The sequence below is a fragment of the Bacteroides sp. D22 genome (assembly GCF_000163675.1).
GTDB classification, from domain to species: Bacteria; Bacteroidota; Bacteroidia; order Bacteroidales; family Bacteroidaceae; genus Bacteroides; species Bacteroides xylanisolvens.
In genome coordinates this window covers 1-13,936 of sequence record NZ_GG774797.1, presented here as the reverse complement: position 1 = coordinate 13,936, position 13,936 = coordinate 1, and the positions used below count along the sequence as shown (strand labels likewise).

Genomic DNA, 13,936 nt, shown 5'->3' with positions numbered 1-13,936 from the left:
TTATTTTTTTCGCTTTTTTAATTGGCCATTTCAGAGATGAACTTAATACGTACCAAGCGAACTTCCTCTTCAGTGAAGTCATCGCCTAATTCATCAAGCGCATCATCAATCTTATCAGTGGTAGATTCCTTGAAATAATCGTAGATATCGAGCATGTGATCTTCATCCATGATTTCTTCCAGGAAATAATCGATATTCAGTTTAGTTCCCGAATAGACGATAGCTTCCACCTCGTCCAGAAGTTCACCAAATTCGATACCTTTGGAAAGAGCGATATCATCTAACGCCACTTTACGGTCAATTGCCTGAATGATAGCTACTTTCATCTTTGATTTATTAGCAACCGTACGTACCCGCAAATCTTCAGGACGTTCTATTTCATTCTCTTCACAGTGGCGTTTGATTAATTTACAGAACTCTTCACCGTAACGTTTTGCTTTTCCGGCTCCTACGCCCGGTATATTCTGCAACTCATCCAATGTCACCGGATAAATGGTAGCCATCGCTTCCAAAGACGGATCCTGGAAGATCACATAAGGCGGCACTTCCAGTTTCTTCGAGAGTTTCTTCCGCAAGTCCTTCAACATAGAATAAAGAGCAGGGTCTACCGCACAGGAACCACCGCCACGTGCCGGAACTTCTTCTTCCGCCTCTTCAAAGTCGTTGTCTTCGGTAATCTTGAATGACTTCGGCTTCTTCAAGAACTTGTGTCCTTCCTCCGTCACTTTCAGGAGTCCGTAATGTTCCACATCCTTGCTCAAGTAACCTGCGATCAGTGCTTGACGAATCACTGCGTTCCATGTTTTATCCTCTTCGCCCATACCGGAGCCGAAGACTTCGAGGTCTTCATGCAAATGCGCCTGTACTTCGGAAGTTTCTTTACCTTGTAGTATGTCTATAATATAATCTGCCTTAAAATTTTCTTTCACCGCGATAATCGCTTCAATCACGGCACACAATAACTCTTGAGCCTCCACTTGTTTTTTAGGGTTTAAACAGTTGTCACAATTTCCACAATTCTCTTCCGTATATTCTTCGCCGAAATAATGCAGCAACGTCTTGCGCCGGCATACGGAAGATTCGGCATAAGCAGCGGTTTCCAACAGAAGCTGCTTGCCAATTTCCTGCTCTGCCACAGGTTTTCCTTGCATGAACTTCTCCAGTTTCTGCAAGTCTTTGTTTGTATAAAAGGTTATGCACTGACCTTCACCGCCATCTCTACCGGCACGTCCGGTCTCCTGGTAATACCCTTCCAGACTCTTTGGAATATCGTAGTGAATCACAAACCTTACATCCGGCTTGTCGATTCCCATACCGAAAGCGATAGTTGCTACAATAACGTCCACTTTTTCCATCAGGAAATCATCCTGATTCTTGGTCCTCGCCAACGAATCCATCCCGGCATGATAAGGACGCGCATTGATACCGTTTGCCTGAAGGATTTCAGCAAGTTCCTCTACTTTTTTCCGGCTAAGGCAATAGATAATGCCCGATTTTTCCGGATTGTTTTTGATAAACTTGATAATATCCCTGTCAATATTAGCGGTCTTCGCGCGTACCTCATAATAAAGGTTCGGACGGTTGAACGACGATTTGAAAACTTGAGCATCTACCATTCCCAGATTTTTCTGGATATCATGCTGCACCTTTGGTGTCGCTGTTGCGGTCAATGCAATCAACGGAGCCTTTCCTATTTCGTTGATAATAGGGCGAATCCGCCGGTATTCCGGTCGGAAGTCATGTCCCCATTCAGAAATACAGTGAGCTTCGTCTACTGCATAGAATGAAATCTTCACCGAACGCAAAAATTCTACATTTTCTTCTTTCGTCAGCGATTCCGGCGCCACATATAGCAATTTTGTCTTTCCGGCAAGGATGTCCGACCTCACTTGGTCTATCGCGCCTTTGTTTAATGAAGAATTGATAAAATGGGCGACGCCATCTTCTTCACTGAAATTGCGCATTGCATCCACTTGATTCTTCATCAACGCAATAAGCGGAGAAATTACAATTGCCGTACCTTCCATCAAGAGCGAAGGTAGCTGATAGCATAAAGATTTCCCGCCACCGGTAGGCATCAGTACAAAGGTATCTTTACCATCGAGCAAGTTGTTAATGATCGCTTCCTGGTTTCCCTTGAACTTATTAAATCCGAAACACTTCTTCAGTTCATCTGTTAAATTAATCTTCCTTGCCATCTTAACTTAGGTTGTTTTATTCAGTTCATGGTTTAACTTTAGTAGGCTTCCTCCTTCAAGAGAGCCAAACAAAGTTATAAACAACTTCGTAATTACCAAGCAAAATGCGACTAATATTTTCAAGAAAATACAGTTACGATCATCTTTTGCAGCCTTACTCTTTGATTTTAAGCAGTTTGCAGTCGTGCCATATTCGCTTTTTCCAGTTGCATCTTTGCATAATCCAGCGTCACCTTATACTCTTTTTTGTCCTCTGAAGGGATTTCAAACATGACATCCATCATGATTGTTTCCACAATAGAGCGCAATCCACGGGCACCCAGCTTATATTCCACCGCCTTATCGACGATATATTCGAAGACAGCATCTTCAAATGTGAGCTTGATACCATCCATTTCAAACAGTTTGATGTACTGCTTGATGATAGAGTTTTTCGGTTCGGTGAGGATAGCACGAAGCGCATTCCGATCCAGCGGATTCAAATAAGTCAGTACCGGAAGACGTCCGATAATTTCGGGAATCAGTCCGAATGACTTCAAATCCTGCGGAGCGATATACTGCATCATGTTATTCTTATCCACCGTCGCTGTTTTCTGCGACGCCGTATATCCTACGACATGTGTATTCAACCGTTGGGCGATCTTCTTTTCGATACCATCGAAAGCGCCGCCACAGATAAAGAGAATATTTTTGGTATTTACCGGAATCATCTTCTGGTCCGGATGTTTACGACCACCCTGGGGAGGTACGTTCACAACAGAGCCTTCGAGTAATTTCAGCAATCCCTGCTGTACACCTTCACCGCTCACATCACGAGTGATGGAAGGGTTATCTCCTTTGCGGGCAATCTTGTCGATCTCGTCGATAAACACAATACCCTGTTCAGCTTCAGGTACATTATAATCTGCCACCTGAAGCAAACGGGTTAAAATACTTTCGATATCTTCGCCTACATAACCGGCCTCTGTCAGCACCGTAGCGTCTACAATAGTAAACGGCACGTGCAGCAACTTGGCAATCGTACGTGCAAGCAACGTTTTTCCGGTTCCGGTACTACCTACCATAATAATGTTCGACTTTTCAATCTCCACATCATCCCCGCTGTCTTTTTGCAACAGACGTTTATAATGGTTATAGACCGATACGGAAAGGAAGCGTTTTGCGTCATCCTGTCCGATCACATACTGGTCGAGGAATTTCTTGATTTCTACCGGTTTGGGCAGTTCTTTTAAATTGAGTTTGGTAGCTCCCGCGCTTTTCTTGCCTTCGCCCAATGCTTCCTGAGTGATCTCGTAAGCCTGGGTAGCACAACTGTCGCAGATATAGCCGTTCATTCCCGTAATCAGGAATCCGACTTCATTCTCCGACCGTCCACAGAAGCTACACCTTTTCTTTGTCTTTGAATCAGCCATTTTTATTTCTTAATCAATACCTCATCAATCATACCGTACTCTTTCGCTTCCTGAGCTGTCATCCAGTAATCGCGGTCAGAGTCCGCCCATACCTTATCGAAATCAGTATGCGAATGATCGGCGATGATCGTATAAAGTTCTTTCTTCAATTTCTGAATCTCACGAGCTGTGATTTCAATGTCCGACGCTTGTCCTTGCGCACCACCCATCGGCTGGTGAATCATCACACGTGAATGAGGCAACGCAGAACGTTTGCCTTCAGCACCGGCAACAAGCAGTACAGCCGCCATTGAAGCTGCCATACCTGTACAGATGGTAGCAACATCACTTGAAATAAACTGCATCGTATCATAAATGCCCAGTCCGGCGTATACACTTCCGCCCGGAGAGTTGATATAGATAGAGATATCCTTACCCGGATCAACAGAATCCAGATACAGCAACTGTGCCTGAAGCGTATTCGCTGTATAGTCATCTACTTGTGTACCGAGGAAAATGATGCGGTCCATCATCAAACGGGAGAAAACGTCGAGTTGAGTAACGTTCAACTGTCTTTCTTCCAGAATATAGGGATTCAAATACCCGGCCTGCGATTTAATCACATCATCCAATACCATGCCATTCATTCCTAAATGCTTGGTTGCGTATTTTCTAAAATCATCCATGTTAATTGTTCCTTTCTTATAAATTAAAAATAAACGTAAGTACAAAGAAACGAAAAAGAATACAGAGACACAAAAAAACACAGAGTTATAATTTTATAAAAACTCTGTGTTTCTGTGACTTTATATTCTATTCAACCGAATGATTATTCAAACATCTTATTGAATTCTTCGATTGAAACGTTCTTGTTTTCCAAAGTAACCTGCGCTTTCAGAGCAGCAGCCAGCTTCACTTCTACCACACGACTTACCAAATTATTGATAGTTTCTTTCTTCTTCAACATCTCCTGTGCATAGTTATCAAGCACATCATCAGGGATAGACAACATACCGTATTGAGCAAACTGTGCCTTCGTTGTTTCTCTAGCCATCTTCAGAACATCTTCCTGTTCTACTTTGATTTCGTTTGCTTCAACCAACTGTTCCTTAATCAGGTGCCAAGTCAGTTCCTCGATGCTCTTATCATAGTTTTCAGCAACATATTCTTCGCCCTTTTCTTCGTTATTCAGCAACATGATACGTTTCAGCAGAGCGTCAGAGAATTCCAACTTACCTACTTTTTCCATCATCACTTTGCGAATATCGATCAGGAACTTATAATCGCTGTCAGCAACAAATCTTGCTGCAATTTCTTCTTTAATCTTAGCGCGGAATTCCTCTTCAGTCTTCACAACACCTTCGCCAAATGCCTGGTCGAACACTTCCTGTGTCAATTCACCCGGAACAAAACGAGTGATTTCTTCTACCTGGAAGCTGAAGTCAGACTTAACGTCTTTCGCGATTTCCTTGTCGATCTTCAACAAAGAACCCAGTTCAGCAGCATGTCCGTCATAAGCAACATTCGGATTGAACACCAATACATCATTTACTTTTGCGTTAGCAAAAATAGCTTTCTGATCGTCATTCTTCATATAAGCAGGCATCAACACAGCAGCTTCTACCTGAATACCACCTTCTTTTGTATTGCCTTCTTCGTCCAACTGTGCCAGCAGACCTTTCAACATATCATTATCTTCGTAAGCGTCTACCTTATCATACTTACCAGTGCGTTGAGTGTACATCTTCACCTGGTTGTCGATCATTTCTTCAGAAACTTCGATAGAATAATAATCTACTTTGTCTTTAGCGCTTACTTCTGCTTTAAATTCAGGTGCCAAAGCGATATCGAACACGAAATCGAACTCTTCCATTGTATCGAAATCAATATTCTGCTGCTTTTCTTCATTAGGCAACGGCTCGCCCAACATATTCACCTTATTATCTTTAATATAATTGTAAACAGCTTCTTGCAATGCCTTATTCACAACCTCTGCAATCACCGATTTACCATACATCTTTTTAATAAGACTTGTCGGCACCATACCTTTACGGAATCCCGGAATCTGTGCCTTCTGACGGAGTGATTTCAACTCTTTGTCTACTTTCTCCTGATAATCTGCTTTCTCAAGCTTTACAGTAAGCTCTGCGCTTACTTTGTCAATGTTTTGTAATGAAACGTTCATTCTGACAATTATTTATTTGATTTATACTTTGTTCTATACTCAAAGAGGGTGCAAAATTAGTGCTAATCTTTCAAATTTCAAAAGACATTGCAGATTTATTTCTGCAACGCCACCCATCTTTCACACATCTTTTATTAATTATTTCATCAATTCCTCATATATAAACAACAATAAACCATCAGCAACGACCACGCCGCAGGTCCCCCGGCCTACTTTTTTCTCCGTCAAGCGAGCGCCCGTAACAAAGCGTTAAGAAGGGCAGACTGTTTGAGCGAAGCGAGTTTCTGCCCTTTAGCGTAGTGAAGGAAGCGAGTAGGAGAAAAAAGTCAGCCTTGAAAAGCCCGATTTAGTGAGTGTAGCCACAAGCTCGCTTGAGGATACCGAGCGTGAGGGCTTTCTCCAACTTTTCTTTGGTTCTTTCTTTTCTTTCAAGAGAAAAGGAAAGAACTTTTTTTCTGATAATCCGCAAATTAACCTTCCAAAAAGATGGTTAATCCAAAAATTATTCTTTTCTTTGCTGCGGATTGATGGACCATTAGTTTCTCGATTTGATTACAAGGTTTTTACTTCCGTTACGAAACGCATTTGTAAACTCTCTGTCGTTTTAATCTTTTTATTAGTAACCATCTATCCAGAGAGTTTTATTCATTTATTTATTTTTTATCATTTTCATTATGAACATTTATGTTGGAAACCTTAACTACCGTGTTAAGGAAGGAGATCTGCAACAAGTGATGGAAGATTACGGAGCAGTATCATCAGTTAAAGTTGTTATGGACCGTGAAACCGGTAAATCCAAAGGATTCGCTTTCATCGAAATGGAAGACGACGCTGCAGCTGCAAAAGCTATTGCTGAATTGAACGGAGCTGAATACATGGGCCGTACAATGGTAGTTAAAGAAGCTAGACCTAGAGCTTAATTGCCGACGCTAATATAGCTAAGAAAAAAAGAAACTTCTGTCACCCGATGACAGAAGTTTTTTTATTACCCTTCCATTCCTTGCACTTCCACGTCCTTCACCTTACGGAGCAAGTCTGAAGCAAAGATAAAGTTATTCAGTCGTTCGTTGGTAGAGGTAAAGATATCATCTTTTGTCCCTTCCCACTCTTTATGTCCTTCATAAATATAAATCACTTTCTCGCCAATTCCCAATACAGAATTCATATCATGCGTATTGATAATGGTCGTCATGTTATATTCCTGCGTAATATCATGGATCAGATCATCAATCACCAATGACGTTTTCGGATCGAGTCCCGAGTTCGGTTCATCGCAAAACAAATATTGCGGATTCAGGGCAATCGCACGTGCAATAGCCACACGCTTCTGCATCCCCCCACTGATTTCTCCCGGAAACTTATCTTTCGCCTCCCCCAGATTCACACGATCCAAGCAGAACATCGCCCGTTTGGTACGCTCACGCAAAGTATCATTGCTAAACATATTCAACGGAAACATCACATTGTCCAACACCGTCATCGAGTCAAACAGAGCCGCACTCTGGAAAATCATCCCCATCTCCTTGCGAAGCATCTTTTTCTCCTTCTTCCCCATCAAGACAAGGTTACGTCCGTCATATAAGACTTCCCCCTTCTCCGGAGTAAGCAATCCTACAATACACTTCATCAATACCGTCTTACCGGAGCCACTCTGACCGATAATCAAATTCGTCTTTCCATTTTCAAAACTAGCATTGATATCGCTCAATACCGTTTTGTCATCAAATGATTTATAAAGTCCTTTAATCTCAATCATCCCATCAAAAGTTTAGTTAATATCAAGTCCGCAAACAGAATCAATACACTGCTGGATACTACGGCATCCGTAGAAGCCTTTCCCACAGCAATCGATCCACCATCTACCGTATATCCGAAGAAAGCAGACACACTTGCAATAATAAACGCAAAAAAGAGGGATTTGATGATACCGGCCCAAATAAACCACTCCACAAACATATATTGCAATCCATATTCCAGATCGACCGCATTCATCACCCCAGCAAACCAACAGGTGCAAAAGGCACCGATAATTCCGGCAAAGATACTGAACGTCACTAAAATAGGAATCACAGTTACCATCGCCGTAATCTTAGGCAGAATCAGGTAGTTTGCCGAATTGATACCCATAATTTCGAGCGCGTCAATCTGCTGCGTCACCCGCATTGTTCCTAATTCCGAAGCGATATTCGACCCTACTTTTCCCGCAAGAATCAAACACATGATAGAGGAAGAAAATTCCAGCAACATAATTTCACGTGTCACATACCCCACTGTCCAGCGAGGCATCCACGGACTTTCGATATTCAACTTGATTTGGATGGTAATAACCGCGCCGATGAAAAACGAAATCAACAGCACGATACCGATGGAGTTCACACCTAGTTGCTCCAACTCGTTAAGGTATTGCCGGAAGAACATACGCATACGTTCAGGACGGGAAAAAGTCCGTCCCATCAGCATGAAATATCTCCCGACGGTTCTCAATGCTTTTATCATAACTCACACTATTTGTCTGCAAATGTACATTATTTCAGCTTATTTTTACTACATTTGCCGCAAAATAACTAGAATATGGAAGAAAGCAAGATGGTGCTCCGCACGGAAGACCTGGTTAAGAAGTACGGTAAACGAACCGTTGTGAGCCACGTTTCCATCAATGTGAAGCAAGGTGAGATTGTAGGTTTGCTGGGACCGAACGGTGCCGGCAAGACGACTTCATTCTATATGACTGTAGGGCTGATTACTCCGAATGAAGGACGCATTTTCCTCGACGACCTGGAGATTACCAAATATCCGGTTTACAAACGAGCGCAAACGGGAATCGGCTACCTTGCACAGGAAGCTTCCGTTTTCCGCCAGATGAGTGTGGAAGATAATATCGCCGCCGTACTGGAAATGACTAACAAGCCCAAAGAATATCAAAAGGAGAAACTCGAAAGCCTGATAGCAGAATTCCGTCTGCAAAAGGTACGCAAAAACAAAGGTAACCAGTTGTCCGGAGGTGAACGCCGCCGTACGGAGATTGCCCGTTGTCTTGCCATCGACCCCAAATTCATCATGCTTGACGAACCTTTTGCCGGTGTAGACCCGATTGCCGTAGAAGATATCCAGCAAATTGTTTGGAAGCTGAAAGACAAGAATATCGGAATCCTGATTACCGACCACAACGTACAGGAGACACTTAGTATCACCGACCGCGCCTATCTGCTGTTCGAAGGAAAGATTCTTTTCCAGGGAACACCGGAAGAATTATCGGAGAATCAGATTGTGCGTGAAAAATACTTGAGTAACAGCTTCGTTTTACGCAGAAAAGATTTCCAGTTGGAGAAATAGATTCACCACAGATTAACACAGATTTCCGCAGATATTTCATAAAGAATACGGGCTAATCAAATGATACAAAACTTGTAATTTGATTAGCCCGTTTTTTATTTTTAATCTGTGGAAATCTGTGTTAATCTGTGGTGAACTTTACTTCTGTCGAATATAAATATTAACCGGAGTACCTGTCAGATTCCATTTCTCACGCATCTTATTTTCGAGGAAACGTTTGTACGGATCCTTCACATACTGCGGCAAGTTGGCAAAATAGACAAATGAAGGCACTTGCGTATTCGGCAACTGTGTGATATATTTAATCTTGATATACTTACCTTTATTTGAGGGAGGCGGATAAGCCTCGATCAGCGGAAGCATTTCTTCATTCAAACGAGCTGTCGGAATCTTTGTCGTCCGGTTCTCATATACATTACGTGCTTCTTCCAGCACTTTCAGAATACGTTGTTTGGTCAATGCAGAAGCAAAGATGATCGGGAAATCGACAAACGGAGCAAAACGTGAACGGACAGCTTCCTCAAATGTCTTCTGCACTTTCACTGATTTATCTTCCACCAAGTCCCATTTATTAATCACGACTACCAATCCTTTCTGGTTCTTCTGAATCAGAGAAAAGATATTCAAGTCCTGGCTCTCAACACCCCTCGTTGCATCCAACATCAGAATACAAACATCCGAACCTTCGATGGCACGAATCGAACGAATCACCGAATAATATTCCAAGTCTTCATTTACCTTGTTTTTCTTACGGATACCTGCCGTATCTACCAGGTAAAAATCAAATCCGAATTTATTGTAACGAGTGTAGATCGAGTCACGGGTAGTTCCTGCAATCTCTGTCACGATATTACGTTCTTCCCCAATAAACGCGTTTACAATGGAAGATTTTCCTGCATTCGGGCGTCCTACCACAGCAAAACGAGGAATATCATCATCTAGGATTTCAGAAGACTCCTTCTTGAAATTGCTGACAATCAAATCCATCAAATCACCCGTACCACTTCCTGTCATGGCAGAAACACAATACGGATCGCCCAATCCCAGTTTATAAAACTCGGGAGCGTTATACTGTAAATCATGATTGTCCGTTTTATTGGCAACCATAATCACCGGACTATTAGCACGACGCAGAATAGCCGCTACCTGCATATCCAGGTCGGTCACTCCATTCATCACATCTACAACGAACAAAATAACGTCCGCTTCATCCACTGCCAATAATACCTGCTTGCGGATTTCCTCTTCAAAAACATCATCCGAATTAACCACCCATCCGCCGGTATCCACCACGGAGAACTCACGGCCCAGCCACTCGGACTTTCCATATTGTCTGTCGCGGGTTGTACCCGCTTCTTCATTCACAATAGCCTGACGAGTCTTCGTCAGACGGTTAAATAAGGTAGACTTGCCCACATTCGGGCGTCCTACAATTGCAACTAAATTACCCATAGTTCAATACCTTGTTTTTTCACGACTATCACAGTCGCATGAATACTCTTAATCTAACTGATAACCAAAATTACGCAGCTCCTTATCCGAACTACGCCAATCCTTATCCACTTTCACATACGTTTCGAGGAAAATAGTCTTTCCAAAGAAACGTTCCAGTTCGCGGCGAGCCTCGGTAGCTACCTTCTTCAACGCCTTGCCCTGTTTACCGATAATAATTCCTTTCTGCGAATCACGTTCCACGTTAATCACCGCACGAATATGAATCTTCTTCGGCTCTTCCTTAAACTCCTCTACGACCACTTCCACCGAATAAGGAATCTCCTTGTCGTAGTAGAGCAGAATCTTTTCCCGGATAATCTCATTCACGAAGAAACGGGCAGGCTTGTCCGTCCACTGATCCTTTCCAAAATAAGGAGGAGAATTGGGCAACAGTTCTTTGATTCGCTTCATCACATAGTCCACATTAAACTTCGATGTAGCAGAAATCGGAATAATTTCGGCTTGGGGAAGCAGTTCTTTCCAATCTTCCACCAGCTTTACCAGTTTTTCCTGATCTGTAAGATCTATCTTATTGATGAGCAAGAGCACAGGCACCGTCATCTGGCGTACCTTCTCCATAAACTCATTATTCTTATCCGGCGTCTCCACCACGTCAGTCACATAAAGCAAGATATCCGCATCCGTCAATGCCGAAGTAGAAAAATTCAGCATCGACTCCTGTAGTTTATAATTGGGCTTCAATACTCCCGGAGTATCAGAAAAAACAATCTGCATTTCATCCGTATTATAGATTCCCATAATCCGGTGACGAGTTGTCTGCGCCTTGAAAGTAGCGATCGAAATACGTTCACCCACCAAGACATTCATCAATGTCGATTTTCCGACATTCGGATTTCCTACAATGTTTACAAAACCTGCTTTATGCATTTCTCTTCATTTTATTGGTTGAGACAAAAAAACGCATCGAATCGAAATAGGATGCGTTTTTGAGTGTTATAGTTCAGTAACTTACGTTACGATTCCTTTTTTCCGTCATAACCCCATTTCACGTAAACTGCGCCCCATGTAAATCCGGCACCGAATGCAGTGAAAATGATATTATCACCTTTCTTGAGTTTATCTTCATAATCCCAGATACACAAAGGAAGAGTAGCAGCACTGGTGTTACCGTAATGCTCAATATTTACCAACACTTTATCCATTGGCACCTCCATACGGTGAGCCACGGCTTCGATAATGCGGACATTCGCCTGATGCGGAACAATCCAGTTGATATTATCTTTCGTCAGACCATTCTTTTCTGCAATAGCAGCAGATACATCCGACATGTTGGATACAGCATATTTAAACACTGTTCTTCCTTCCTGGTGCAAATAGTGCATTTTATTGTCTACTGTGAAATAAGACGGAGGACAAACCGAACCACCAGCTTTCATGTGGAGGAAAGGCAATCCTTTGCCATCAGTTCTCAGTATCGAATCCATGATTCCGTAATCTTCCGTAGTCGGTTCCACCATAAAGGCAGCAGCACCGTCACCAAAGATAGGGCATGTAGCACGATCTGTATAGTTAACCATTGACGACATCTTATCGGCACCGACAATGATAATTTTCTTATATCTTCCCGAACGGATGAAATTAGCAGCTGTCTCCATTAAATACAGGAAACCGCTACAAGCAGCTTGCAAATCGAAAGCAAATGCATTCTTCAGTCCGAGTTTATCACAAAGAATAGAAGCTGTAGAAGGGAAGTGATAGTCAGGAGTAGTGGTAGCGACAACAACCAAATCAATGTCATCAGGATTAGCACCAGTTTTCTTCATCAACTGTTTGGCAGCTTTGCGTGCCATGTATGAACTACCTAATCCTTCCTCATTCAGAATATGTCTCTCCTTTACTCCGATACGAGTCATAATCCATTCGTCGTTGGTATCCACCATTTTCGATATCTCGTCGTTAGTTAAGATATAATCGGGAACGTACCCGCCGACTCCTGTGATTACTGCATTTATTTTTTCCATCAAACCTATTTTAAATTAGCAATACTATAATACTTAAAGCAGCCGGAGAGCTTTACCCTCAGGCTGTTTTCAGTATAACTGTACTAATTATACAGCTGCTTCTTTCTCAATAGCGAGCTTACCTCTGTAATAGCCACAAGCACCACATACAGTGTGGTAAACGTGCCATTCGCCGCAATTCGGACAAATAGCCAATGTAGGAGCTACTGCCTTATCATGAGTTCTTCTCTTCGCTTGTCTCGTACTTGATTGTCTTCTCTTAGGATGTGCCATTTTCTTAAAACTTTAATTATTATCTAATATTTTTTTTAATTCATTCCAGCGAGGATCAATTTGTTCCTCCACTTCTTCCTCAATTACGATGTCATCTCCACCTGTGTCGAAAGTATCATCGCTATCCTCATTCGCATTTGTTTTCAAATGCTTGTTCAATTTACTAGTTACCGCTTTATTACACTTACCGGGAGCATGTACATGCTTCATCGGAATAGACAGCGCAACAAATTCATACATGAACCATGCAACGTTGATTTCCCCTTCTTCCTCGGGAATCACAATCAGGTTGTCACCTTCTTCTGCATATTCATGACCAAACTTTACCATCAGTTTATCAGAAGAACTGATAGGTAGCTCCATATCATCCAGACAACGGTCGCATGGTACCCATACCATTCCGTCAGTTTGGAAACTCAGCTCGAAAGCACGAGAGGTTCTTTTCACAGTCAATGTAACATTGACCTTTCCTTTCTGAACTTCAGGACCATCAATGTGAGCGAAGTAAAGGTTATCCAATACAAACTCATACTTAGCAGAGTCTGCTTGCATACCTTTCAAGTCAATTTTGTATTTATCAAATTTTCCCAAAGCTTCTCTCTTTTTTAAATCGTTAGCTTACAATTCGGGCGACAAAGATACAAATAAATATCCTCATAACATACAAATTATCAGTAAATATTCACTTTTTTAATAGGTATTATGAGGTTTGTATCTGCTAAAAAGGGCGGTATAAATACCAAAGTAATAAAAAACAGAAAGCCTCGCCCGTCAATAGACAAGCGAGGCTTCTTTAAAACGGCGGCTACCTACTCTCCCACTGTTACGCAGTACCATCGGCGTGACGAGGCTTAACTTCTCTGTTCGGAATGGGAAGAGGTGGAACCCTCGTGCTATAACCACCTGAATAAGGTTATGACATGATGAAAAGTAAAATCTCAAGTTCATTACTAGTATGTTTCTGTTCCCTGTTTCCAGTTTCCGTATCAGTAATCCGCTAAACGTATATACCCAACCGGTACATATTTGAAAGAAAGTGAACGGGCAATTAGTAATGCTCGGCTTTGATGTTACCACCTT

13 protein-coding genes and 1 rRNA gene are annotated in these 13,936 nt (G+C 42.2%); 2 read left to right on the top strand and 12 right to left on the bottom strand.

Annotated elements, in window-relative coordinates; all coding sequences use genetic code 11:
• Positions 1-17 precede the first annotated feature (17 nt).
• The 4 genes from recQ to tig form a co-directional block, all read right to left on the bottom strand.
• The gene (gene recQ / locus HMPREF0106_RS21320; RefSeq protein ID WP_009038957.1) at positions 18-2,198 is read right to left on the bottom strand and encodes a DNA helicase RecQ; all 2,181 of its coding nucleotides are present in this window, start codon (positions 2,196-2,198) and stop codon (positions 18-20) included.
• 167 nt (positions 2,199-2,365) lie between these two features.
• A complete protein-coding gene (clpX, locus tag HMPREF0106_RS21325) occupies positions 2,366-3,610 on the bottom strand; it encodes an ATP-dependent Clp protease ATP-binding subunit ClpX (protein ID WP_008641838.1) in 1,245 nt (414 codons plus the stop codon).
• Between the two features lie 2 nt (positions 3,611-3,612).
• The gene (gene clpP / locus HMPREF0106_RS21330) at positions 3,613-4,275 is read right to left on the bottom strand and encodes an ATP-dependent Clp endopeptidase proteolytic subunit ClpP (RefSeq protein WP_004297164.1); all 663 of its coding nucleotides are present in this window, start codon (positions 4,273-4,275) and stop codon (positions 3,613-3,615) included.
• Positions 4,276-4,418: 143 nt separating this feature from the next.
• Entirely contained in the window at positions 4,419-5,774 is a 1,356-nt protein-coding gene (gene tig / locus HMPREF0106_RS21335; RefSeq protein ID WP_009038956.1) for a trigger factor, read from the bottom strand.
• A 674-nt stretch (positions 5,775-6,448) separates the two neighbouring features.
• On the opposite strand from tig, the gene HMPREF0106_RS21340 reads away from it, so the two are divergent.
• Positions 6,449-6,694, top strand: a complete 246-nt coding sequence (locus HMPREF0106_RS21340; RefSeq protein WP_004297160.1) for an RNA recognition motif domain-containing protein — start codon at positions 6,449-6,451, stop codon at positions 6,692-6,694.
• A 65-nt stretch (positions 6,695-6,759) separates the two neighbouring features.
• On the opposite strand, the gene HMPREF0106_RS21345 is transcribed toward HMPREF0106_RS21340, so the two are convergent.
• Both HMPREF0106_RS21345 and HMPREF0106_RS21350 read right to left on the bottom strand, forming a co-directional pair.
• Positions 6,760-7,530 (bottom strand): ABC transporter ATP-binding protein, encoded by a 771-nt coding sequence (locus HMPREF0106_RS21345; protein WP_004308628.1) that lies wholly within the window; start codon positions 7,528-7,530, stop codon positions 6,760-6,762.
• Positions 7,527-8,270, bottom strand: a complete 744-nt coding sequence (locus HMPREF0106_RS21350; protein ID WP_004308627.1) for an MlaE family ABC transporter permease — start codon at positions 8,268-8,270, stop codon at positions 7,527-7,529. The genes HMPREF0106_RS21345 and HMPREF0106_RS21350 overlap by 4 nt, the downstream gene beginning before the upstream one ends.
• A gap of 75 nt (positions 8,271-8,345) precedes the next feature.
• Here HMPREF0106_RS21350 and lptB point away from each other — a divergent pair, with 75 nt between their 5' ends.
• The gene (gene lptB, locus HMPREF0106_RS21355) at positions 8,346-9,107 is read left to right on the top strand and encodes an LPS export ABC transporter ATP-binding protein (protein WP_004308626.1); all 762 of its coding nucleotides are present in this window, start codon (positions 8,346-8,348) and stop codon (positions 9,105-9,107) included.
• 138 nt (positions 9,108-9,245) lie between these two features.
• Here the strand turns inward: lptB and der are convergent, their stop codons facing one another.
• The 6 genes from der to rrf form a co-directional block, all read right to left on the bottom strand.
• A complete protein-coding gene (der, locus tag HMPREF0106_RS21360; protein ID WP_004308625.1) occupies positions 9,246-10,559 on the bottom strand; it encodes a ribosome biogenesis GTPase Der in 1,314 nt (437 codons plus the stop codon).
• A 48-nt stretch (positions 10,560-10,607) separates the two neighbouring features.
• On the bottom strand, positions 10,608-11,489 hold the full coding sequence (gene era, locus HMPREF0106_RS21365; RefSeq protein ID WP_009038955.1) for a GTPase Era: 882 nt from the start codon (positions 11,487-11,489) through the stop codon (positions 10,608-10,610).
• Between the two features lie 86 nt (positions 11,490-11,575).
• The gene (locus HMPREF0106_RS21370; protein WP_004308623.1) at positions 11,576-12,583 is read right to left on the bottom strand and encodes a beta-ketoacyl-ACP synthase III; all 1,008 of its coding nucleotides are present in this window, start codon (positions 12,581-12,583) and stop codon (positions 11,576-11,578) included.
• A gap of 87 nt (positions 12,584-12,670) precedes the next feature.
• Positions 12,671-12,856: a 50S ribosomal protein L32 gene (gene rpmF, locus HMPREF0106_RS21375; protein WP_004296852.1), complete on the bottom strand. Its 186-nt coding sequence runs from the start codon at positions 12,854-12,856 to the stop codon at positions 12,671-12,673.
• 12 nt (positions 12,857-12,868) lie between these two features.
• A complete protein-coding gene (locus HMPREF0106_RS21380) occupies positions 12,869-13,447 on the bottom strand; it encodes a YceD family protein (RefSeq protein WP_004313594.1) in 579 nt (192 codons plus the stop codon).
• Between the two features lie 205 nt (positions 13,448-13,652).
• Positions 13,653-13,763: ribosomal RNA gene (rrf, locus tag HMPREF0106_RS21385) — 5S ribosomal RNA — on the bottom strand.
• Positions 13,764-13,936: the final 173 nt, after the last annotated feature.

Coding starts and splice junctions, on each gene's coding strand:
- recQ (WP_009038957.1), bottom strand. CDS start 2,198: ATGGCAAGGAAGATTAATTTAACAGATGAACTGAAGAAGTGTTTCGGA.
- clpX (WP_008641838.1), bottom strand. CDS start 3,610: ATGGCTGATTCAAAGACAAAGAAAAGGTGTAGCTTCTGTGGACGGTCG.
- clpP (WP_004297164.1), bottom strand. CDS start 4,275: ATGGATGATTTTAGAAAATACGCAACCAAGCATTTAGGAATGAATGGC.
- tig (WP_009038956.1), bottom strand. CDS start 5,774: ATGAACGTTTCATTACAAAACATTGACAAAGTAAGCGCAGAGCTTACT.
- HMPREF0106_RS21340 (WP_004297160.1), top strand. CDS start 6,449: ATGAACATTTATGTTGGAAACCTTAACTACCGTGTTAAGGAAGGAGAT.
- HMPREF0106_RS21345 (WP_004308628.1), bottom strand. CDS start 7,530: ATGATTGAGATTAAAGGACTTTATAAATCATTTGATGACAAAACGGTA.
- HMPREF0106_RS21350 (WP_004308627.1), bottom strand. CDS start 8,270: ATGATAAAAGCATTGAGAACCGTCGGGAGATATTTCATGCTGATGGGA.
- lptB (WP_004308626.1), top strand. CDS start 8,346: ATGGAAGAAAGCAAGATGGTGCTCCGCACGGAAGACCTGGTTAAGAAG.
- der (WP_004308625.1), bottom strand. CDS start 10,559: ATGGGTAATTTAGTTGCAATTGTAGGACGCCCGAATGTGGGCAAGTCT.
- era (WP_009038955.1), bottom strand. CDS start 11,489: ATGCATAAAGCAGGTTTTGTAAACATTGTAGGAAATCCGAATGTCGGA.
- HMPREF0106_RS21370 (WP_004308623.1), bottom strand. CDS start 12,583: ATGGAAAAAATAAATGCAGTAATCACAGGAGTCGGCGGGTACGTTCCC.
- rpmF (WP_004296852.1), bottom strand. CDS start 12,856: ATGGCACATCCTAAGAGAAGACAATCAAGTACGAGACAAGCGAAGAGA.